Annotated in this window: 20 protein-coding genes; 11 read left to right on the top strand and 9 right to left on the bottom strand. The window is 40.5% G+C overall.

Features of this window, described 5'->3' with window-relative positions:
* The first annotated feature begins 343 nt into the window (after positions 1–343).
* The 5 genes from ACFS5O_RS03125 to qoxD all read left to right on the top strand — a co-directional run bounded on the left by ACFS5O_RS03125 (position 344) and on the right by qoxD (position 6,089).
* Positions 344–1,696, top strand: coding sequence for an L-cystine transporter (locus ACFS5O_RS03125; RefSeq protein WP_205724499.1), 1,353 nt, complete (start codon positions 344–346; stop codon positions 1,694–1,696).
* A gap of 409 nt (positions 1,697–2,105) precedes the next feature.
* Complete coding sequence (gene qoxA, locus ACFS5O_RS03120; protein ID WP_379838639.1) at positions 2,106–3,080, top strand: cytochrome aa3 quinol oxidase subunit II; 975 nt, start codon at positions 2,106–2,108, stop codon at positions 3,078–3,080.
* Positions 3,081–3,098: 18 nt separating this feature from the next.
* Positions 3,099–5,039 (top strand): cytochrome aa3 quinol oxidase subunit I, encoded by a 1,941-nt coding sequence (gene qoxB / locus ACFS5O_RS03115; RefSeq protein ID WP_066391014.1) that lies wholly within the window; start codon positions 3,099–3,101, stop codon positions 5,037–5,039.
* A gap of 14 nt (positions 5,040–5,053) precedes the next feature.
* Positions 5,054–5,674 (top strand): cytochrome aa3 quinol oxidase subunit III, encoded by a 621-nt coding sequence (gene qoxC, locus ACFS5O_RS03110; RefSeq protein WP_318300062.1) that lies wholly within the window; start codon positions 5,054–5,056, stop codon positions 5,672–5,674.
* Positions 5,667–6,089, top strand: coding sequence for a cytochrome aa3 quinol oxidase subunit IV (qoxD, locus tag ACFS5O_RS03105; RefSeq protein WP_153238217.1), 423 nt, complete (start codon positions 5,667–5,669; stop codon positions 6,087–6,089). Before qoxC ends, qoxD begins: the two co-directional genes overlap by 8 nt.
* Before the next feature lie 550 nt (positions 6,090–6,639).
* Here the strand turns inward: qoxD and ACFS5O_RS03100 are convergent.
* The 7 genes from ACFS5O_RS03100 to pdxK all read right to left on the bottom strand — a co-directional run bounded on the left by ACFS5O_RS03100 (position 6,640) and on the right by pdxK (position 13,178).
* Entirely contained in the window at positions 6,640–7,602 is a 963-nt protein-coding gene (locus ACFS5O_RS03100; RefSeq protein ID WP_205724433.1) for a nuclease-related domain-containing protein, read from the bottom strand.
* Positions 7,603–7,708: 106 nt separating this feature from the next.
* A complete protein-coding gene (locus tag ACFS5O_RS03095; RefSeq protein ID WP_205724434.1) occupies positions 7,709–8,980 on the bottom strand; it encodes a glutamate-5-semialdehyde dehydrogenase in 1,272 nt (423 codons plus the stop codon).
* Between the two features lie 45 nt (positions 8,981–9,025).
* Complete coding sequence (proB, locus tag ACFS5O_RS03090; protein ID WP_205724435.1) at positions 9,026–10,159, bottom strand: glutamate 5-kinase; 1,134 nt, start codon at positions 10,157–10,159, stop codon at positions 9,026–9,028.
* 290 nt (positions 10,160–10,449) lie between these two features.
* Complete coding sequence (locus ACFS5O_RS03085) at positions 10,450–10,725, bottom strand: spore morphogenesis/germination protein YwcE (RefSeq protein ID WP_205724436.1); 276 nt, start codon at positions 10,723–10,725, stop codon at positions 10,450–10,452.
* 205 nt (positions 10,726–10,930) lie between these two features.
* Positions 10,931–11,575, bottom strand: coding sequence for a bacillithiol biosynthesis deacetylase BshB2 (gene bshB2 / locus ACFS5O_RS03080; RefSeq protein ID WP_137791522.1), 645 nt, complete (start codon positions 11,573–11,575; stop codon positions 10,931–10,933).
* 13 nt (positions 11,576–11,588) lie between these two features.
* Positions 11,589–11,939: a YojF family protein gene (locus ACFS5O_RS03075; RefSeq protein ID WP_205724437.1), complete on the bottom strand. Its 351-nt coding sequence runs from the start codon at positions 11,937–11,939 to the stop codon at positions 11,589–11,591.
* 426 nt (positions 11,940–12,365) lie between these two features.
* On the bottom strand, positions 12,366–13,178 hold the full coding sequence (gene pdxK / locus ACFS5O_RS03070; RefSeq protein ID WP_205724438.1) for a pyridoxine/pyridoxal/pyridoxamine kinase: 813 nt from the start codon (positions 13,176–13,178) through the stop codon (positions 12,366–12,368).
* A 291-nt stretch (positions 13,179–13,469) separates the two neighbouring features.
* On the opposite strand from pdxK, the gene treP reads away from it, so the two are divergent.
* The 3 genes from treP to treR all read left to right on the top strand — a co-directional run bounded on the left by treP (position 13,470) and on the right by treR (position 17,387).
* On the top strand, positions 13,470–14,873 hold the full coding sequence (treP, locus tag ACFS5O_RS03065; protein ID WP_205724439.1) for a PTS system trehalose-specific EIIBC component: 1,404 nt from the start codon (positions 13,470–13,472) through the stop codon (positions 14,871–14,873).
* An 82-nt stretch (positions 14,874–14,955) separates the two neighbouring features.
* Positions 14,956–16,644: an alpha,alpha-phosphotrehalase gene (gene treC, locus ACFS5O_RS03060; RefSeq protein WP_205724440.1), complete on the top strand. Its 1,689-nt coding sequence runs from the start codon at positions 14,956–14,958 to the stop codon at positions 16,642–16,644.
* A gap of 26 nt (positions 16,645–16,670) precedes the next feature.
* Entirely contained in the window at positions 16,671–17,387 is a 717-nt protein-coding gene (gene treR / locus ACFS5O_RS03055; protein ID WP_205724441.1) for a trehalose operon repressor, read from the top strand.
* A gap of 257 nt (positions 17,388–17,644) precedes the next feature.
* On the opposite strand, the gene ACFS5O_RS03050 is transcribed toward treR, so the two are convergent.
* Complete coding sequence (locus ACFS5O_RS03050) at positions 17,645–18,115, bottom strand: NUDIX domain-containing protein (protein WP_205724442.1); 471 nt, start codon at positions 18,113–18,115, stop codon at positions 17,645–17,647.
* A gap of 157 nt (positions 18,116–18,272) precedes the next feature.
* On the opposite strand from ACFS5O_RS03050, the gene nhaC reads away from it, so the two are divergent.
* The 3 genes from nhaC (at position 18,273) to ACFS5O_RS03035 (ending at position 21,228) form a co-directional block, all read left to right on the top strand.
* Entirely contained in the window at positions 18,273–19,670 is a 1,398-nt protein-coding gene (gene nhaC, locus ACFS5O_RS03045; RefSeq protein WP_205724443.1) for a Na+/H+ antiporter NhaC, read from the top strand.
* Between the two features lie 115 nt (positions 19,671–19,785).
* Complete coding sequence (locus ACFS5O_RS03040; RefSeq protein ID WP_205724444.1) at positions 19,786–20,319, top strand: helix-turn-helix domain-containing protein; 534 nt, start codon at positions 19,786–19,788, stop codon at positions 20,317–20,319.
* A gap of 123 nt (positions 20,320–20,442) precedes the next feature.
* Positions 20,443–21,228 carry a phosphatidylserine decarboxylase gene (locus ACFS5O_RS03035; RefSeq protein ID WP_205724445.1) on the top strand — a complete coding sequence of 262 codons (786 nt, stop codon included), beginning with the start codon at positions 20,443–20,445 and terminating at the stop codon, positions 21,226–21,228.
* A gap of 327 nt (positions 21,229–21,555) precedes the next feature.
* Here the strand turns inward: ACFS5O_RS03035 and ACFS5O_RS03030 are convergent, their stop codons facing one another.
* Entirely contained in the window at positions 21,556–23,454 is a 1,899-nt protein-coding gene (locus ACFS5O_RS03030) for a PTS fructose transporter subunit IIABC (protein WP_205724446.1), read from the bottom strand.
* Between the last annotated feature and the right edge of the window lie 3 nt (positions 23,455–23,457).

The following is a 23,457-nucleotide window of genomic DNA, read 5'->3' as shown; positions in this document are numbered from 1 at the left end:
CCTGTTGCTCATGTGATTAGCCATCAGTTTAAAAATATCCTCTAACCAAACTTTAGTACCAAGTCATAAGGATTTGTTACAAAAACAAGCATATCTTAGTTTTAAGTTGAATATATCTGTATCACAACTAAATATTTCACCTGAGACTACAGCTTAAACACACTAATGACTCGCTAATTAATTTTAAAGCTTGTCTTTTTTGGTGTGAGGAGGTGGCCGCTAAAAAACATCCTGCTGGTAATCCCTACTTGACAGATGGGTTTAATTGTATTAATTTTACTTTAGCTAACTAAAGGGGGGCTTGTAGGTGACTACTGGTTTAGTTTTATCGAATATTGCAATTATGCTTATTCTATTGGGTGTTTTGTATTACATGCAAAAAAAGCACGTTTCATTTTCAAAGCGTGTGTTTACGGGGCTAGGTCTAGGGATTTTGTTCGGGCTCGGACTTCAGTACGGATATGGAGCAGATTCTGAGGTTGCTGCTAAATCGACCGACTGGTTTAATCTAGTTGGTGGCGGTTATGTAACATTCTTAAAAATGATCGTTGTTCCACTCGTATTTATTTCGATCCTTTCAGCGTTTACGCGTCTGAACTTAAAAGGTAACATCGGTAAACTTAGTGGATTGATCATCGGGATTTTAATTGGAACAACTGCAATTGCCGCTGTTGTTGGAATTGCCACTTCAACGGTTTTCGATCTTGAGGCTGTTCAGATCGAGCAAGGAGATGCAGAAACAGCTCGTGGTGAAGAGATGGAAGGCACGTTTGCAGAAGTGAAAGATCTAACGCTTCCGCAACAGGTTCTTTCTTTATTACCAGCTAATCCATTCTTAGATTTTACAGGAGCGCGTCCGACTTCAACGATCGCTGTCGTTATCTTTGCAGCATTCCTAGGAGTAGCTTATCTTGGAGTAAAACGTAAGCAAGAAGAACACGCAGAACTATTTGCTAAAATTGTTGATGCCTTTTATGCGGTAATCATGCGTGTAGTAACGTTGATTCTTCGACTAACTCCTTATGGGGTTCTAGCGCTCATGACAAAAACAGTCGCACTCAGTGATATGGATGCCATAGCGAAACTAGGGAAGTTCGTCATTGCTTCATATGTCGCTCTGCTGATCATGTTCGGAATTCACTTGTTGCTTTTAACTTTTGCAGGATTGAACCCGATTACTTATATGAAGAAATCTTTCCCGGTACTATCTTTTGCCTTTACTTCACGTACGAGTGCAGGAGCACTTCCTTTAAATATTCGTACGCAAAAGAGCATGGGTGTACCTGACGGAATCGCAAACTTTTCTGGTTCATTCGGTCTTTCCATCGGACAAAACGGATGTGCGGGAATCTATCCGGCGATGTTAGCGGTCATGATTGCTCCAACTGTCGGAATCGATCCGTTGTCACCATCGTTCTTATTAACACTTGTTGTCGTTGTCGCACTAAGTTCGTTCGGTGTAGCGGGTGTTGGTGGTGGAGCGACGTTCGCAGCGATCCTTGTACTATCAGCAATGGACCTTCCTATCGCTTTAGCAGGGTTATTGATCTCTGTTGAACCATTAATTGACATGGGTCGTACCGCTGTAAACGTTAGTGGTTCCATGACTTCAGGACTTTTAACAAGTAAGATTCAAAATCAGCTGGATACGAATGTCTTTAATGACACCGAAAATCAAGTAGAAGTAAGTGCATAAGAGATAATTATGAACGATCTTGTCTAAAGGAGGCAGGGTCGTTTTTTTATTTGTAAAACTTACATAGTCAGGTGTACAGTGGTGGGATTTAGGGTAAAAAGTAAAAACTGAACTTTTAAAAAGCTCAAGATTGTTTTCCAATGAAAGAAGTCTCTTCCAAAATCGTGAACATTCTATGTCAAAACTGTGATAAACTTGTGAGCTTTATTTGAAGTAATCGTGACATTTGATGTGGATAGAGTCACATTTATTAGGATTCTGGTACTATGAAAGCAAAGGTTTTTGTCATTTAAATTTTTGCCTATGTTTTACATTGTGATTTAGTTCACAATGCTCTATAATCACTCTTGGTTCGTTTTTTATTAGGCAAAAGTTAATGCTTGTAAATAGAGAAAGGAAGGTGGACCTGGTGATGCGACGGTTGAAGCCGTTTTTTACATTCGGGTTATTGATGGCCGTATTTATGCTTAGCGGCTGCAGCGATATGATTGTTTTAGATCCAAAAGGACCTGTAGGAGCAGAACAGAGGGATCTGATCATGTATTCCATCTGGTTTATGTTATTTATCCTACTAGTTGTTTACGCACTTACTGCTTTTATTGTTTATAAATATCGTGATCGCAAAAACCACAAAGGATATGATCCTGATAACGAAGGAAGTCATCTTCTTGAAACGATTTGGTGGATCATTCCTATCATTATCGTTATCGCATTATCGATTCCAACGGTAAAGAGTATCTATTCTCTTGAAGGACCTCCTGAAGAGTCGAAAGATCAAAAGCCATTGGTGATCCATGCAACATCTGTAAACTGGAAATGGGTATTCTCTTATCCAGAGCAAGATATTGAAACAGTTAACTATCTTCACATCCCTGAAGATCGACCTGTCCTGTTCAAGCTGACTTCAGCTGATTCGATGGCATCGTTCTGGGTACCTCAATTGGGTGGTCAGAAATATGCGATGGCTGGCATGGAGACAGAGCTTTATCTGCAAGCTGACGAGCAAGGGACATATGAAGGACGTAACTCCAACTTTACAGGAGAAGGATTTACTAACCATACGTTTGATGTCATGGCTATGTCTGATGCAGAGTTTGAAAAGTGGGCGAGTGAAACAAAAGCTGATGCTCCTGAGCTTTCGAAGGGGCAGTACGACAAGCTTATGCTTCCTGGTCACGTGAAACAAATGACTTTCTCTTCTACTCACTTAGATTGGGTAGATCATGCTAAAAACCCTGAATACGCGTTAGACGCTCGCGAACGTCTAGGTTATGAAGAGAAGCTTCCTCACTCCAAAGCAGGGAAGGAAGAAAAGAAAAAGCGTGAAGAAGAGATGAAGAAGCTTGAAGAATCAGAGTCTCATGGGGATTCTCATGCCCATTAACAGAGGAGGCATTTCAATATGAAATGGGATGAATTTTTCGTAACAGGCGACCCGATGATATATGGTGCTGACGTATCCATCGTACTTACGATGGTGGGTATCCTGTTCTATCTTACTAAATATAAAAAATGGAAATGGTTGTGGGACGAATGGCTTACAACGGTTGACCATAAAAAACTAGGTATCATGTATATCGTTTCCGCTGTTTTAATGCTGTTCCGCGGTGGGGTAGATGCCCTCTTAATGCGTACACAGCTAGCGGTTCCAGAGGCTAAGTTCCTCGATTCACAGCACTATAACGAAATCTTTACAACACACGGTACGATCATGATCATCTTCATGGCGATGCCGTTCTTGATCGGTTTGATTAACGTCGTTGTTCCATTGCAAATTGGAGCACGTGACGTAGCTTATCCTTATTTAAACGCAGTTAGTTTCTGGACGTTCTTTATTGGTGCGATGTTGTTCAACATCTCATTCGTTATCGGTGGATCTCCATCAGCAGGTTGGACGAGTTACATGCCACTTGCGAGTAACGAGCTCAGTCCAGGACCTGGACAGAACTACTATCTGCTCGGTCTACAGATCGCAGGTATTGGTACGCTCTTAACGGGTATTAACTTCTTAGTAACGATCCTTAAGATGCGTGCGCCGGGAATGACATTGTTCCGTATGCCAATGTTCACTTGGTCATCTCTTGTAACAATGGTTATCATAATTTTCGCTTTCCCTATTCTTACAGTAGCACTAGCACTTATGACATTTGACCGTTTATTCGGCAGCCATTTCTTCACTCTACAAGGTGCAGGAATGGATATGCTTTGGGCGAACCTTTTCTGGCTATGGGGTCACCCAGAGGTATATATCGTAATTCTACCGGCGTTCGGTATGTTCTCAGAGATCATCTCTACGTTCTCTAGAAAAACGCTATTTGGTTACAAAGCCATGATCTGGTCTATGCTTTTAATCGCAGGATATAGTTTCTTGGTTTGGGTCCATCACTTCTTTACGATGGGTTCAGGAGCACTTGTTAACTCTGTATTCTCCATCACAACGATGGCGATTGGTATTCCGACCGGGGTTAAGATCTTTAACTGGTTGTTTACGATGTACAGAGGTAAGATTCAATTTACGACCCCGATGCTTTGGTCACTCGGATTTATCGTGAACTTCGTAATCGGTGGTGTTACAGGTGTCATGCTAGCAATGGCAGCTGCTGACTATCAGTACCACAACACATACTTCCTAGTATCTCACTTCCACTATGTGTTGATCGCAGGTACAGTATTTGCTTGTTTCGCTGGTTTGATCTACTGGTATCCGAAAATGTTTGGTTACAAACTGAACGAACGTATCGGTAAATGGGTATTCTGGGTATTCACAATCGGATTTAACGTATGTTTCTTCCCACAATACTTCCTTGGTCTAGACGGTATGCCTCGTCGTGTTTACACGTACAGCGAAGAGTCTGGCTGGGGTCCATTGAACATGGTATCTACAATTGGTGGATTCATGATGGGTATCGCATTCTTAATTCTTGTTTACAACATGTACTACAGCTTCCGTTACGCGAAGCGCGAAACAACTGGAGATGCTTGGGATGGCCGTACTTTAGAATGGTCTACACCTACAGCAATGCCTCCATTCTATAACTTTGCTAAGATTCCTGAAGTTACAGGTCTTGACCACTTCTGGAGACAAAAGCAAGCTGGAAAAGTTGAGAAGCTAAAAGCTGAAGATATTAAACCGATTCATATGCCAAGTAACTCTGGTGTTCCTTTCATCATGGCATCCTTCTTCTTTGTTGCCGGATTCGGAATGGTATTCGAATGGATGTGGATGGCCATCTTTGGAATAATCGGTGTGTTTGGAACATTGTTCTATCGTTCATTTGAGTATGATGATGGTTATTATGTAAGTGTTGAAGAAGTAATCGAAACAGAAAAGATTTCTAAATAAGGAGGCGTGAAAAAATGGCACATGCAGAAACACACGACCCCAACACGCCTTTAGAGTATCGTTCGGAGACTGGGCGTTTAAATATTCTCGGTTTCTGGATTTTCCTAGGGGCAGAAATCGCGTTGTTCGCGACATTATTTGCAACGTATATGGTTTTATCTCACCGTGTTGCTGATGGTCCGGCTCTTGGTGAACTGTTTGAAGTAGAAAGTTTATTGATTCAAACGTTCTTACTCTTAACAAGTAGTTTCACTTGCGGACTTGCGGTACATGAGATGCGCCGTCACAATGTAAAGGGTTTGATCACATGGATGGCGATCACACTTGGTCTTGGATTAGGATTCCTTTATTTCGAGATTCAAGAGTTCTTACACTTCATTCATGAAGGTGCGAACATCGGTACGAGTGCAGCATGGTCAGGATTCTTCGTTCTCGTTGGTACTCACGGTGCCCACGTAACGTTCGGTATCTTCTGGGTAACGATGGTCTTGATTCAAGTAGCGAAGCGCGGTTTAACGCCAGCTACATCTGCAAAAGTTTTCATCACCAGTCTATACTGGCACTTCTTAGACGTAGTGTGGATCTTTATCTTCACAGCCGTTTATCTGATGGGGATGGTGACGCATAATGGCTAATAAAACTGTAGCTAATGAACACCACGGCTTCCCGTGGAAGCATTTAATCGGTTTCGTTTTATCCATCGTGCTCACATTATTCGCACTTTGGATTGCACTAGAAACAGATCTATCGTTGACTTGGATCTTAATTATCATTTTCGGTTTTGCGTTCTTACAAGCTGCTCTTCAACTCTTGATGTTCATGCACGTAACAGAGAACTCGACTAAGAGTAACCTGACGAGCCGTGTTCAGATCGGTAACATCCTCTTTGCAGCATTCGTTGCGATCGTTATAGTAATCGGTTCAGTTTGGGTAATGACAGCTGGTCACGCGAAGCACGATAAAGATCAGCATGCACCGAAGACTGAAAACCATGAGAATCATGGTGGAGGTAGTGAGCATGATTCGGGTGAACATGGGAGTCATGAGTAATAACTAAACGTTTGAAAGCCTCTTGCTAGGGATTTTTCTCTTAGCAAGGGGTTTTTTTGTATTTATTGGTGGCCTTTACACGTGATTGTATTAAGTAAACTGTGGATTTATGAGCGATTCGAGAGGTTTGTGAGCGATTCGAGAAGTTTGTGAGCGATTCGAGAAGTTTGTGAGCGATTCGAGAAGTTTGTGAGCGATTCGAGAAGTTTATGATCGATTCGAGAAGTTTATGATCGATTCGAGAAGTTTGTGAGCGATTCGAGAAGTTTGTGAGCGATTCGAGAAGTTTATGATCGATTCGAGAAGTTTGTGAGCGATTCGGGAAGTTCGTGAGCGATTCGAGAGGTTTATGAGCGATTTGAGAAGTTTGTGAGCGATTCGAGAGGTTTATGAGCGATTCGAGAAGTTTGTGAGCGATTCGAGAAGTTTATGAGCGATTCGTGAAGTTTGTGAGCGATTCAAGAAGTTTATGAGCGATTCGAGAAGTTTATGAGCGATTCGAGAGGTTTGTGAGCGATTCGAGAAGTATGTCATTGACTCATGAAGAATCTCAATACGGATCAGGTAAAGTGTAAACTCTTCCTTTCTTTCCACCTGTATGAGGTAAGTTCATATCATTAAGTAGTCGCTTCCCTATATGCCTAGATGAAAGACATAGGAACTCACATAACTGTTTATTAGTTATGCTTTTTCCAAACAAAAGGACATAATCAGAAAGGGAAGAAAGGTGAAGGTCTTTACTTTTATGCAAACATTTAGGACAAAGCCAAACAGCTTTTTTTCGCACCACAGGCAAATAAAAACACTCCGTACAATAAACACCATTGATGATATCTTTTGCCTCAATCCCATACCTTCTGAGAAGATCAGGGTTTTCAGGTACATGATGTCGTACAAGCATCTTCGAGAGTTTATTAACCTCTTTCATCGTCAGCTTCTCGTCCGTATACTTCATATCAATCATCTTAATTTTCTCCTGCAAATAGGGACTATGGGTAATATAATGAAGGACATCTTTATTTGAGGGAGGGGCTTTAATAATGGTTCTCGGATTGCTCATGACTACTAGCGAGCGAACGGGAATGGGAGGTGTTCGGTTTTTTGTCATCCATTCAATGAGATGAGATTGTTGGCGTTTTACTTGGAAAATAGGATTCCGAAAAGCTTCTTCGGACCCATCATCCTTTACTCTGATGACTTGGTTGAGATGGTCAAAAATCAAAGTTCCGGTAATGTATTTTACTTCGAGGTTCAATATATATCGAGGGGATAGAAGCAGGGTGTCGATCTGAAAGTAACTCTCATGTGCTGTAAGCCTCAAATCGTGCATAACAGAAAAGTCCCTGAATGGTTTTAAAAAGTAATCATTCGACTGTTCACCAAAATGTCCGGCTAATCTTCCACTTAATTCATCTTCCATGGTTAAATATTTGGGGTGAAGCTTAATCACTCGTCGTTGCATAACTTCAAGCTTTCTTATCCTAATAGACTTTCCACGATCTTTAACTAACATAAACGACCTCCTTTATAAAAAAATTCTCTCACCACCCCAACTTTACCTTCTTAACTCCAACAAAAAAAACAGCCCCTTCTAAGGGACTGCATACACAAACAAATATTTACCTAACCTGCCCGTCACCCCTCATACGATATTTAATCGTCGTTAGTGCTGGTAGCCCCATCGGACCGCGAGCATGTAGTTTTTGTGTGGAAATACCGATTTCCGCTCCAAAACCGAGCGCAGAGCCATCTGTAAAGCGAGTAGATGCGTTATGATAAACGGCAGCTGCATCAACACTGTTTAAGAAAGTGATGGCGTTGTCTGGATTTTCAGTTACGATCGCCTCTGAATGCTTTGTGCCATAGCGTTCAATATGCGCGACTGCTTCTTCGACAGAGCTAACAACTTTAACAGCAACAGCTAAACTTAAATATTCTTCAGCCCAATCCTTTTCATTGGCAGGTATCACATCTGGCAATAGCTCTGCTGACTTTTCGTCACCATGCACTTCAATTTCGTGCTTTTCAAAAAGAGCGGAAACTAGTTCAGCGTGCTCATTCAACCATGCTTCATGAAAAATAAAGGTTTCTGCCGCATTACAAACAGCCGGTCGATCTGTCTTAGCGTTCTCCATGATAGAGAGAGCTTTATCCAAATCAGCAAACTGATCGACATAGATGTGACAGTTGCCGACACCTGTCTCTAAAACTGGAACCGTAGCATTTTCGACAACAGTTCTAATCAGATTTCCGCCACCACGAGGAATTAATACATCGATATTCTCTTTCATCGTAAACAATTGACCTGCGGCTTCTCGATCTGTAGAAGCAATAAATTGTACGGCAGCTTCAGGGATTTTTGTTTTTGTTAACGCTTTATGAATCACAGAAACGATTGCAGAGTTTGAGTGAATAGCGTTTGATCCACCTTTTAATACGATTGCGTTACCTGACTTCAAGGCGAGTCCTGTTGCATCCACCGTTACGTTTGGACGTGCCTCATAGATCATTCCGATTACACCTAATGGTACACGAACTTGCTCTACATTAAGTCCGTTATCAAGTGTCCAGTCAGAAAGTATTTCACCAACAGGGTCTTCTAACTCTACGACCTCGCGCAGCCCGTTTGCAAATTCTTTAACTCGATCTTCTGTTAAGCGTAAACGGTCCATTAAGGCTTCTGAAAAATCCTTTTCCTTCCCGTTAACTAGATCTTTCTCATTCTCTTTTATGATGTAATCTGTCTCACTCTCTAACCTATCAGCAATCACTAACAGTGCTTCGTTCTTTTCTTCTTCACTGAGTAGTGCTAGGTGTTTAGAAGCTTCTTGGGCTAATTTTGCTTGGTCTTTCACATCAATATTTTTGGTTGTACTTTTAAAAGTACTCATCCAACGCCTCCTTGTATTTTAAAAACACTTATTCTTCGATTTATATTAATGAATAGGTACCGCCAAACGCGTGTGGCAGACTAAATCTTTGTTATTGATGGCTTCTTCAGGGCCGACATCAGCTAGCTCGTCGCGAGAAATACCTTTTATTTTAATTAACTGTTTAGATGAATAGTTCGAAACGCCAAGACCCACTTCATTCCCGTCTAAGTCTTTAATGCGAACAACTGAGCCTTTTTTAAAGTGACCACTCACATAGCGAATGCCTGTAGGATAAAGACTTTTAAGCTCATCAATGCTTTGCTTGGCTTTATTCGAGACAACGATCTCACCTTCTGGACCAGAGTGGAAAGCAATCCATTGTCGCTTCGTATCAAGATTGAATTCATTTTTGCCAGGAACAAAATACGTTCCTCGGGCCTTTCCAATAACGGCTTTGAGAATAATATTTGGTGAAGTCGCATTGCCTAAAAAAGATGATATTCCAGAGGCCATTGCGATTTTCACAGCATCGATCTTGGAACGCATGCCACCTGTACCTACCGCACTACCCGGTTCTCCTGCAGATTCCTCGATTTCTGGCGTGATTTCACTTACTTTAGTTAAAAGCTTTGCATCAGGATTTTTACGAGGATCATCCGTGTACAGGCCATCGATATCAGAAAGAATAATAAGCTGATCGGCATCAACAAGACCTGCCACTTTAGCTGAAAGGGTGTCATTGTCCCCAAACTTAAGTCGTTCTACTGTAACCGTGTCATTTTCATTTACGATGGGAATGATTCCGCGATCTAAAAGGACATTGATCGTATTTCGAGCGTTATGATAACGATCACGGTCTGAAAAGTCACTTCTCGTAATTAGAATCTGTGACGCGGTATAACCATGAGAGATAAAACGTTCTGAATAAGATTCCATTAACAAACCTTGTCCGATCGATGCAGCTGCTTGTTTTTCAGCCAGGGAAGTAGGACGATTCAAGCAACCTAAACGTCTATATCCTGCTGCCACTGCGCCTGAAGATACGAGTAACACTTCGTGGCCATCATCTTTCAATTTAACAACTTCATCAACGAGACGCTCTAATTTATGTCTGCTAATATCGCCAAGTCTACTTGTTAAAGAACTAGATCCAATTTTAATAACAATACGCTTGTTTTTTGATTCATTTATTATCATATCTTTAGAAAATCACTCCTGTTTTGTAAGTTATAACAACTCATATTCCGTTCGAAATTTCAACGGTAACGAGTATAACATGGTCAGATTTAAACACAACAGGTATTGATGAGATAGTGTAGAAAACAAGCATAAAGTGAAGAAAACAGAAGAAAAGCGGAATAAATAGATCATAGGGGATGAGAGGATGTGATGAAGCGATATGGGAGTACATATCAGAAAATTTAAATGAGAAAAAATACCAATAAATGCAAAAACCCCTCTAATAATAGAGGGGATTAAAGTTTAAATTAATATTTTGCTTTTTCCATCTTGCGTCTCGCCAAATATGGACGACCCCATACGATGTATGCTGCGTAATGAGCAAAAACGACATTTGCGATGAATACGGTGATGAAGAAACTGTGTACGAATAAGCTTAAGCTATCATTAGCCATGAATAACACAACGTAAGTCCATAAAAGGGCGATGAACGGCGTTTGCCATAAGGCTAACTTACGACTATCATTCCATAAAAATAATGGTGTGGCAGTCGCTACAAATAAGTAAACCATAAAAACATCCATTACTAATCAACCCCTTGAAGTATTGTTTACGCTTACAATTTTGACGAATTAGCGTCTAAATTGTGAACGATTTGTTACAATTAGTATACCACAATATTAGGAAAATGCTACATGGATTTGTACATTTTTTTGATAATTCAAGTATTTACCCGTAAAAAATAACCCGAAGTCTAGGTAAGACCACGGGTTAGTACAATTACATTGCTTATAAAGGATAACGCCAAAATCTTTCATTTTTTACCCAAGCCAGCATGGCAGGATCTTTATCAACGCTTTCCACTAGCCATTGTGTTTGAGAGCGATGTGCTTTAATGCAGTTCATTTTTTCTTCAAAAACATCCGAGATATCTGTTACCACATGTGGAGCTCCTAAATCTTCCTCAGAATTTTTTGCAAAAGCCACACATAATAATTCCGGGCGATCCATCTCAGGCATGCTTCCTACTGCACGCACGACGGCTCTTGCTGTAGCTTCATGATCAGGGTGTACGCTATACCCTGGATAAAAAGTGATGAGACGTGTTGGTTTAACCTCTTCAATGACAGCTAAGAATTGATCAGCTAAAAACTTCTCATCTTCAAATTCTACTGTTTTATCACGTAATCCAAACTGTCGCAAATCTTGAATGCCTACTGCGTCACAAGCATCTTTAAGCTCTTTTTGACGAATCAGTGGGAGTGATTCACGTGTAGCGAATGGCGGGTTTCCCATATTTCTACCCATCTGACCGAGCGTTAAGCAGATATAAGTAACAGGTAATCCCTTTTTTGTATGTTGAGCGATCGTCCCGGACACCCCGAACGCTTCATCGTCTGGGTGGGGGAAAATCACGAGTAAATGATCATCCATTTATATAACCTCCTTATACATCGAATGGGGAAGAACTCAGTTGCAGAGCTACTGCAAGGCGACCTTCCGCATCATGACCAGCCATCAGCAATCTTCCTTCAGAATCAATTTCCCAATGTGTTAAACCTTCTGCATAAATCCATCCTAGCTCAATTTTTAAGCCAACACGGTAGGGTCCGTTCCCCATGATTTTTCCTGATAAGGGTGTTACTTTACCATTTCGAATATATGCGTTAACGGTTAGAACACTCTCGTTATTATGATTGGCATATGCGCCATTGGTTGTTTCTAAATGGAGATATAGTTCTTTTCCAATAAGCTGATCCAGTGTTTCCTGGACTTCGTTAGTTTGTATGAGCTGCATATCTTCACACTCCAGTGCTGAATAGATGTACTTATTATAATTCAAATTCGTAAATAACGTGTATGATATGCCTATCAATTTTAGAAAGCTGATATGCATGTCTGTGGTGCACGTTTGTGAAAGTAGTTGATTTCCGCTCCAGGTGCTTCGCTTTCCGCGGGGCGTGCGGTGAGCCCCCTTGCCGCTCTGTGCCCTAAGGGATCTCACCTGACCGCTCGTCCCACAGGAGTCTCGCACCTTGCGCTCCAATCAACATATCCTTGAAGCAAAATAAAACATAAATCACTATGAAGATTGGTGTTTAAGATTTGAAAGTAGTTGGTCGGTCTACGAATGATGTCGGATTTTCAGATTTACAATCACAAATGTTTTTATAGTTTATAGAACAAAAAAGACCGATCTAAAATGATCAGTCTTCACTAATAATTATTTGTTTAATTTTTCACGGTAAGCACCATGCCAAGTTGGTCCTACATATTGATTGATTTCAAATCCTGCTGCGATAGCTTCTGTAATAAAATCTTTTGCCGTTAGGATGGCTTCGCGTACAGGTTTTCCTTTTGCAAGTTCAGCGGTAATCGCTGCTGAGAACGTGCAGCCTGCCCCGTGTGTCCATGTTGTTTCAATTCTTTCAGATTCTAAAACTTCAAACTCTTGTCCATCATAAAGAACGTCAACGGCATTTTCATGTTCAAGCTTTGCGCCGCCTTTAACGATTACATATTTAGCTCCATTCGCTTGAATCTTATGAGCAGCTTCCATCATCTGTTCAACTGTCGTGATCGGCTCCATACCAGCAAGTTGTGCAGCTTCAAATAGATTTGGCGTTACAACCGTCGCTTTAGGTACCAAAACATTTTGTAATGTACTAGCGAGTTCAGGGTGTAGAGGTTCTGCTCCTTTACAAACCATAACAGGGTCTACTACCACGTTTTGAAGATCGTGCTTTTCAATAAGATCTGCTGTTATTTGTATAGCTTCTACGGAAGCAAGCATGCCAGTTTTGAGTGCATCAACACCAATTCCGGAAACAACCGTTTCTAATTGAGCTTTGAAAAGATCGTTAGGAAGCAAGAACACTTCATGAAACCATTCACGATGTGGGTCTTGAGCAACCACAACATTTAGAGCAGTCATACCGTAAACGCCTAGCTCTTGAAAAGTTTTTAAATCAGCTTGAATACCAGCTCCACCGCTTGTATCTGATCCTGCAATCGTAAGTGCTTTTTTAGGTGACATCATAAAATCTCCTTTATTCTCGTTTCTCTATATGAACAGATTATAGCAAAAAATAAGGAGAAAAGAAAAAGTAGCTCACTGAGGTAAAATTCTCCAAGTAATCAAAGCGATTGACATATTTGTATATACAGGTTAAATTGTTTTTGTAAGATGTATATACAAGTTGTATTTTATGAAAACGCTTAGACACATTATAGGAGTGAACCAGTTTTCATCAACTGATAGTTAAGGGTATAGAGTTATGTAGCTTTTTTTCAGATGAAATGGAAACGGTTTCTAGGAGGGAACAGAATGAGCAAAATACGCGAATCAGCTGGACAAATCGTCGAGGCTCTTGGCGGTAAAGAAAATATATCAGCAGCTACTCACTGTGTGACGCGCCTTCGTCTTGCTCTTAAAGATGAAGGAAAAGTAGACGAGAAGGCTCTAGAGAATATTGATCTCGTAAAAGGTTCGTTTTCAACAAACGGCCAATATCAAGTCGTGATTGGGCAAGGAACGGTTGATAAGGTTTACAACGAGTTCATTGATATCACAGGTACAGGCCGCGCGTCTAAAGAAGACATCAAGGATGAGGCGAGTAAGAAGCTCAATCCACTACAACGTGCGATAAAAGCGTTAGCAGATATTTTTATTCCTATTCTTCCTGCCATCGTAACGGCAGGTCTACTGATGGGGATCAACAACATTTTGACTGGCCCCGACATTTTTTATGATAAGAAATCATTTATTGATGTTCATCAGAACTGGGCTGATCTTGCTGGAATGATCAACTTGATCGCGAATACTGCTTTCGTGTTCTTACCAGGTCTGATCGGTTGGTCAGCGGTTAAGAAGTTTGGTGGAAGTCCATTACTTGGTATCGTACTTGGACTGATGCTTGTCCATCCAGATCTATTGAACGCATGGGATTACGGAAAAACAAAGGATATTCCAACGTGGAACTTATTTGGTCTACCGATTGAAAAAGTAGGATATCAAGGTCAAGTATTGCCCGTTCTAATCGCATCGTATTTTTTAGCGAAAATAGAACTTTTCTTGAAAAAACGTATTCCTGATGCCTTACAGCTCTTATTGGTAGCACCAATCACATTATTAGTAACAGGATTTTTAGCTTTTATCGTTATCGGACCGATCACGTTTACGATCGGTAACAGCATTACAGACTTTTTCGTATCAATCTTTGATAACTTTGCCTGGTTAGGCGGATTGATCTATGGTGGGTTTTACTCATTGCTCGTTGTTACAGGTATGCACCATACGTTCTTAGCGGTCGACTTACAACTCATTTCAAATACAGGTGGTACATTCTTATGGCCGATGCTTGCCCTATCAAATATTGCACAAGGATCTGCTGCACTTGCGATGTTTGTGGCTTCGCGTGATGAGAAGCTTAAAGGACTTGCTGGAACCTCAGCGTTATCAGCATACCTCGGAATCACTGAGCCAGCGATGTTCGGAGTGAACCTACGCTTCCGTTATCCGTTCATATTCGCGATGATTGGTTCAGCGATCGCTGGAATCGTGATCACAGTTGCTGGCGTTCGTGCGTCATCTATTGGAGTAGGTGGTATTCCGGGCTTCCTTTCCATCTTGCCAGGAAGCTGGGGTTCATTCTTTATTGGAATGGGAATCGCACTTGTCGTACCGTTTTTATTAACGTACCTTTATGCAAAAGTGAAAAAATCGAAGTAAGACAATTAAACAAAAACGACCGGAATCGCAATATTTTATTTCCGGTTGTTTTCATTACTAAAATATATTTGGCGGTGAAAGTATGAAGAAGGAACCTTGGTGGAAACGATCCGTTGTGTACCAGATCTATCCGAAGAGCTTTAACGATACGACTGGGAACGGAACAGGCGATATTGACGGAATCATTGAGAAGTTAGATTATCTAAAAGATTTAGGAGTAGACGTTTTATGGCTTACTCCGATCTATGACTCTCCTCAACGAGATAACGGTTATGACATTCGGGACTATTATAAAATCTTTGAAGATTATGGAACGATGGAAGATTTTGATCGTCTGCTTCTTGAGGCACACAAAAGAGATTTGAAGATCATCATGGATATCGTAGTAAATCACACAAGTACAGAGCATGAATGGTTTCAACAGTCGCGACTGTCAAAAGATAATCCATATCGTGATTTTTATATTTGGAAAGATCCTGTTGAAGGTGAGGAGCCTTCAAATTGGGTTTCAAAATTTGGTGGTTCAGCTTGGAAGCTTGATGAGGAAACCGGTCAATACTACCTCCACTTATTTGATGTGACACAAGCTGATCTGAACTGGGAAAACACAGAAGTTCGCCAACGCGTTTACGAGATGATGAACTATTGGTTTGAAAAAGGGGTAGACGGCTTCCGTTTAGACGTCATTAACCTGATTTCAAAAAATCAAGATTTCCCTACTGATGATGGCTCAATAGCACCAGGAGACGGACGGAAATTCTACACAGATGGTCCGCGCGTTCATGAATTTATGCAAGAGATGAACAAGGAAGTGTTCTCAAAATATGATGTCCTCACAGTAGGTGAGATGTCATCCACAACGATCGATAATTGCATCAAGTATACGAATCCTGAGCGGAACGAATTGAGCATGACGTTCAACTTTCACCATCTAAAAGTCGATTATCCGAACGGTGAAAAATGGAGTATTGCCGACTTTGATTTTCAAAAATTAAAGCAAATTCTTTCGACATGGCAAGTGGAGATGCATAAAGGTGGAGGGTGGAACGCATTATTCTGGTGTAACCACGACCAGCCGCGCATCGTATCCCGTTACGGCGATGACGGTGAATACCGTGTACAATCCGCAAAAATGCTGGCGACTACGATTCATATGATGCAAGGAACACCTTATATTTATCAAGGCGAAGAGTTTGGGATGACCAACCCTAAATTTACAACAATCGATCAGTATCGTGATGTAGAGTCGTTGAACATGTTCAATCTTTTAAAAGAAGAGGGTTATACCGAAGAGGAAGTACTCGAGATTCTTAAGCATAAATCACGTGACAATTCTCGTACACCCGTTCAATGGAATGATAGTGAAAATGCTGGGTTCACGACAGGGGAACCTTGGATACCAGTTGCGTCAAACTTTAAAGAGATCAACGCCGAAGCAGCAGTAAATGATGAAAACTCAATTTTTTATCATTACCAAAAGCTCAATAAACTAAGAAAAGAACTAGATGTTATCACATATGGTGATTATCAACTAATCTTAGAGGATCATCCTGAAATATTTGCTTATGTTCGTAATGCTGACAATGGGGAAAAACTTCTTGTCGTGAATAATTTCTATGGTAAGGGCACAGATTTTGAACTGCCAAAATCAATCGATCTTACAGGTCTCTCTGCAGAAGTTTTGATCAGCAACTATGAAGGAACACTAGAAGATTTTTCTTCCTTCTCTTTACGACCGTACGAATCTGTCGTTTTTCACTTAAAAAAATAATGCTACACTATGTATGGTGAATAAGGATGAGAAAAAATAAATTTCAAGAAATCTATCAGGAAATATCTGCACAAATACAAGAAGGTGTTATAAAAGCTAATACTCAGCTTCCATCCGAACATGATTTAGCAGACCAATACGAGACATCGAGGGAAACGGTCAGAAAGGCACTAAATCTTTTATCGCAAAACGGGTTTATACAAAAAATCCGTGGTAGAGGATCCATCGTTCTTGAGACAAACAAATTTAGCTTTCCTGTTTCGGGATTAGTAAGTTTCCAAGAATTGTCCGATTCTATGGGAAAAAACAGTGTAACGACTGTTCATGAATTTGGTTTGATTGAACCGGATGAGTTTCTTCAACAGCAGCTTCAGACAGAACCTGAAGAGCTTACATGGAAAGTAATTCGTTCTCGGCAGCTTGATGGAGAGACCATCATTTTGGACAAAGATTATTTCTTGAAAAAGTACGTACCAAAGCTCACGAAAGAAATTGCTGAACAGTCCATTTACGCTTATTTAGAGAATGAGTTAGGACTGAAGATCAGTTTTGCAAAAAAAGAAATTGTCGTTGTAGATTGTACAGCGGAAGATAAAAAATTGTTGGATCTTGATGATTTTAAACATATTGTTGTCGTAAAAAACTATGTGTACCTAGAAGATGCGAGCCTCTTTCAATACACAGAATCTCGTCACCGACTAGATCGTTTCCGATTTGTAGATTTTGCAAGACGGGGAAGATGAATATTTGAAGCAGTAAAAAACACACGAAAACGCAGAGGAAATGAACTCCCTCTGCGTTTTTATTTTCTATAATCCATTCGGACCATCACCGCTATTCCAATTGCTACCTACTTCCCCTTGCCTTACGCTAGGGTCGACACTACGGGTATGGTTATCATTTCTTTTCTTTCTTCTGTAATCTATGATGAAAGCTAATACTAAAATCAGGATGACAAAAAGCAGCAGCCACCACAAAGCAAACTCCCCCTTTTAAAGTTCTAATTTATATCCCCAACATAAGTAAGTTTACTGTCTTTCAAATGGCTCATCTCTTTAATCAATGGAATGATCTCTTTGGGATAATAATTATAATCTGATAGCCGATCGATAGGGAGCCATTCGATTTCTAGTTGAGTAGAATCTGGAGAAAGCGGTTGAAAGTGTTTCGGGACCTTCTCTAAGGAAGCTTTAAAGATGTGCTCTACAATATGTATTCGGTCCTCTTCTTTTTGATTCTCAACGTGGTTTTTGCTGATGAATTCCCGAACCCACAACAATGGACCAACTTCTACCTGTACGCCAAGCTCTTCCAAGCATTCTCTGATCACGGCGTCAGTTAAAGTTTCATTAAACTCCTGTCCTCCACCCGGTATAACATATTTCATTTCTTCTTTATTCCCTTTTTTTATTGTTAACACATGATGATTATGAATGATTAATGCTTTTACTGAACTTCTAATCCTGTTCATATAATCAGCCTCCAAAACGTTCTCTTCTTTAATTTACCATGTCTGTAATGTTGACAGCTTCTGTAAAGTTCGTTAGTATAAGAACAGTCACCAACACGCTTCAACGCGTAAAAGCGTTTAAGTGAATAAGTGGAAGAAGATGAACGGAGAGATTTACATGAAAAAACAAATAAGTTTACCGGTGGCTCTTGGATTGTTTACAATGATTTTTGCTGTGATGTTCACGAGTCTCGTGTATATAAAAGTTGAACCGCATATTCCATTGTTAGCCTGCCTGATCTTATTAGGAGCAGTAGGAGTGGCTTTTGGAGCACAATGGAAGACGATTGAAAAAGGAATAGTTAATGGTATCATAGCTGGCTTGCAGCCGATCATGATTCTTTTAACAGTTGGACTTGTTATAGCAAGCTGGATGTTAAGTGGAACAGTTCCTACATTATTATTTTACGGAATGGATATCATTCAGCCTGAATGGTTTGCAGTAAGTGCTCTAATTATTACAGTTATTGTTTCGTCTTTTACTGGAAGTTCTTTTACAACAGTTGGTACAGTAGGTGTAGCATTGATGGGTATCAGTCACGTGCTTGGAGTGAACCCAGCATTAGCTGCAGGAGCGATTGTCTCTGGAGCGTGTTTCGGAGACAAAATGTCGCCATTGTCTGACTCAACGAACTTTGCACCAGGTGTTGTTGGCGTGAATATGTTTGAACATATTCGACATATGATGTGGACTACTGTCCCGGCATTCATCCTGACTGCTATTGCCTTTTTCGTACTTGGCGGTAGCGGAGGCAATGCGAATCTTCAAGAGATCAAAGAGATTCAGTCAGTGCTTTCAAGTGAGTTCCCAATCCATCTATTAACGCTACTATCACCAGTTGTAGTACTTGTTCTGGCGTTTCGTAAACTGCCAATCATACCTATTCTTTTAGCTGGTGTAACAGTGTCAATCATCGTTGGATTTTTCTTAGTACCTGACCTTACTCTGCAAAAAGTAGTGAATACCATGCAGAATGGTCTGCAAACACAGACAGGGAATGAAACAGTTGATACCATCGTTAATAAAGGTGGATTAATGTCTATGATGTGGTCGATCTCTCTTGTCCTGATTGCACTAGGATTAGGCGGAGTCATCCAAGCCTTAGGAATGTTTGATCTATTGTTTGGAGCTATAAAGAACACCACTCAAAAAGCGAGCAAGCTAATTGCAACTACTCTAGCATCTTCTGTAGGAATCAATTTACTAGCAGGAGAAATGTACCTTTCTATCCTGTTGCCAGGTCAGGCGTTAAAGGACGCATATATTAAATCTGGGGTTCCACTAAAGAACTTATCTAGAACAGTAGAAGATGGAGGTACACTTGTTAACCCACTCGTTCCTTGGAGCGTGAGTGGTGCATTCTTTGCTTCAACACTAGGTGTATCGGTTATCGATTATATCCCATATGCATTATTCTTATGGCTGTCCCCAATGTTTACATTACTTCTTGCTTATACTGGTTGGAGTATCGGTCAAAAGACAGATTCATTAGAAAATGATAATACTGCAGCATAATGATATAGAAGGCGTTCAAGAAGCATCTTTATGGGTGCTTCTTTTTCTTTTGACAAATTCAAGATAAAACATTATCATTATCAATAATGATAATAAAAAAGGATGATTCAGTACCATGCAAAAAAAAGCAGATTTTATCTTGCATCCTGTTCGAATGAAAATCATACAAAACCTTTCAAAAGGCCCGGCTACCGTAATGGAACTTAAAGAATGGATATCTGAAGTTCCTCAAGCCACACTTTACAGGCATTTAAATCTACTTAGTAAAAACGAGATCATTTATGTGGTTCAAGAAAAGAAAGTCCGTGGTGCTGTAGAACGCACGTATGCTATGAACCAAAATTCAACCTATATCACCGCTGAAGAGGCAGCCAATTTGTCCAAAGAAGAGCATATGAAAATGTTTATGACCTTTGTGTCCAATGTTACGGGCGAGGTGGAAGCTTATTTCAACGGGAATACGGATCTTAAAACAGATATTTTTGGCTATAACCAGTTGGATCTTTATTTAGATGATGAAGAGTGGGAAGAACTGAGTCAGGGAATGCAGACACTCATCGGTAAATTTGTGCCAAACAGACCTTCAAAACATAAAAAAAAGGTTAAACTCGTTCAGATGTTAGTACCTGAATCTAAGAAGAGCCATTAAAAAGGGGAAACACTGATATATTTAACAGAATGTTTTATACTGTATGTATAACAAAAAATCCCATGCAAAAACCGTTATCAATAATGATAACAATTATACTAAATTAAAGTTAGGTGATAGAACATGAACATGACCAAATTTTATAGAAATCTCTTTGAATTGAACGGTCATCCAGTCGTTGCACGTTCACTAAAAAAATTCGCACAATCTAAAGCAAGTAAACCTTTCATTCCATCATTCGTGAAACTATATAAAATAAACATTAACGAAGCGACTCGTGAGCTTAAAGAATATCATTCTCTTCACGATGTTTTCATCCGTGATTTACGACCAGATGCTCGCCCCGTTCCTTCAGAGGCTCATGCATTTGTGAGTCCATGTGACGCTGTGTTATCCGTAGTCGATCATCTTACGGAAGAGAGTCGTTTTACCGTAAAAGGGCAGGAATATACAGTCACGGAATTGTTAGGTTCTGAATCGGAAGCAAAGAAATACAGTGGAGGACAAGTGTTTGTTTTCTATTTAAGTCCTACAGATTACCATCAAGTTCATGTTCCGGTGGATGCTGAAGTTGAGTCTGTTTACACACTAGGAAGAGAAGCTGCACCAGTCAACGAACTTGGATTACGTCATGGTCTAAGACCTTTAACTCGTAATTACAGATTAGTTACGCAAATGAATGCAAGTGGACAACCTCTTGCACATGTTATGGTCGGTGCTTTGAATGTAAATACAATTGAACGTACGAATTATGAATCCGTTGTAAAAAGAGGAGATTCGTTTGGGTATTTCTCTTTTGGCTCTACTGTTGTTTTGTGTATTCCAAAAGGGGCTTTAAAGTTTACAGGAAAAAAAGGCAAGGTCAAGATGGGTGAGCTTCTTGGAGAATGGATTCCGAGAGAAGTTTAAATAAAATATTTGCTCTTGCTAGTAGTTTGATTTCCGCTCCAGGTTGCTCGCTTTCCATGGGGCGAACGGTGAGCCTCCTGCCGCTTTGCGCCCTTAGGAGTCTCCACCTGACCGCTCGTCCCATAGGAGTCTCGCACCTTGCGCTCCAATCAACTTGCATAGGAAGAGAAAAACATTTTTTGCTAAAAATCTATTGATAACAACGATTTCAAGGTGATCAAACATAAAGTGATTTAGTAAATAAAACATCACATAAGAAAAAGGATAAAACTACTCGTCATGTCGAGTTAGCTTTATCCTTTTTCTGTTTCAATTTTACCTCTCACATCACGCTGCGAGTTCTTTTTTGTCTTCTTGAACTTCTTTTTTCAGGATACCCGCGATAAAAGCGGTAACGACTGAACCAATTAGAATTGCTAATACATATAGCAATGGATTTCCGTTCACGATTGGGATAACGAACGCTCCTCCATGTGGAGCGGGAAGTCCAATCCCGAATACCATAGATAAAGCACCAGCTACAGCGGAACCGATAACAGCGGCTGGGATAACACGGCCAGGGTCGGCAGCAGCAAATGGAATAGCACCTTCCGTAATAAAGGAAGCTCCCATGATGTAATTTGTTTTCCCTGCTTCTCGCTCTGCTTTTGTATATTTCTTTTTAAATAACGTTGTTGATAGTGCGAGGCCTAGCGGTGGCACCATTCCGCCCGCCATAATGGCTGCATGAGGGGCAAAGTTACCTGCATCGATCATCGCGATACCGAATGTGAAAGCTGCTTTATTGATAGGTCCACCCATATCGACGGCCATCATTCCGCCTAGAATTAAACCTAATAAAACAAGATTTCCAGTTCCCATCCCTTTTAACCACAACGTTAATGCGTCGTTCAATGCTTTCACGGGTTCGATCACAATGAACATCATGATCAGACCGGTGAGAAGAATTCCGAATAACGGATAAAGAAGAACAGGTTTGATCCCTTCTAACGATTGAGGTAAGCTGCTAAACAACTTTTTTAATCCAAGAACTAGATATCCTGCTAAGAAACCAGCAATCAGTCCACCAAGGAAACCAGCTCCTCCTGTTGCGGCCATAAATCCTCCGACCATACCAGGCGCAAATCCTGGACGATCTGCGATACTCATCGCAATAAAACCTGCTAAAACAGGAATCATGAGAGCAAACGCGTTACCGCCACCTATCGTGCTAAGTGCTTCAGCGATCGGATGGTAAGAAGGGTCTTTCGGGTCAGCTGCGTTGATGCCGAAAATAAACGAAATCGCAATCAGAATCCCTCCACCAACAACGAAGGGAAGCATGTTGGACACACCGCTCATCAAGTGTTTATAAAACCCAGATCTTCCTGGTGATGTTGCTTTCTTTTCATCAACTTTCGTAGTTTCTCCGTTACTTTTATAAACGGGAGCATCTTGATCTAACGCTTGCTGAATGAGCTGTTGAGGCTTTCGGATTCCTTGAGCAACTGGAACTTGAATCACGTGTTTGCCGTTAAAGCGTTCCATCTCAACTTGTTTATCTGCAGCCACTATGATTGCATGAGCTTCTTCAATATCTTCTTTCGTAAGTGCGTTTTTAATTCCGCTCGAACCATTGGTTTCAACTTTTAAATGAACGTCCATTTCCTTCGCTTTTGCTTTTAGAGCATCAGCTGCCATGTACGTATGAGCAATGCCTGTTAGGCAAGCTGTAACGGCTAGTATTTTTTGTTTCGAAGAAGAAGAGGTAGGGGTTTCTTCTTTCTCCATCTCTTTTTCTTTTGTATCAATCGCATCTAAAATTTCTTTTTCTGTAGCCGCGGATTCAAGCTTTTTTCTAAAGTTAGGGTCCATTAAAAAACTAGAAAGTCTGGAGAGTGTTGCTAAATGATCGTTGTTAGCGCCTTCATATGCGGCGATCATAAAGAAAAGATGTGCGTTTTGGCCATCCAAAGATTCATAGTCGATACCATCTGTTGAACGCCCGAACGCGATAGCGGGCTCTCTAACGGCATTCGTTTTTGCGTGTGGTATGGCTATTCCTTCCCCGATTCCCGTCGTACTCTGACTTTCTCTTGCTAAGATCGCTTCTTTATATGCTTCTTTATCATTTAGTTTCCCAGCTGTATAGAGTTTCTCAATCAGTTCATCTATGACGGCTTCTTTCGATTGAGACTGTAAGTTTAATAAGATTGTATCTTTTGTTAATACATCTGTAATTTTCATCTT

This window comes from Fictibacillus nanhaiensis (genome assembly GCF_042686385.1).
In the GTDB taxonomy this organism is placed as follows: domain Bacteria; phylum Bacillota; class Bacilli; order Bacillales; family Fictibacillaceae; genus Fictibacillus; species Fictibacillus nanhaiensis.
This window is presented reverse-complemented; position numbering and strand designations above follow the sequence as displayed.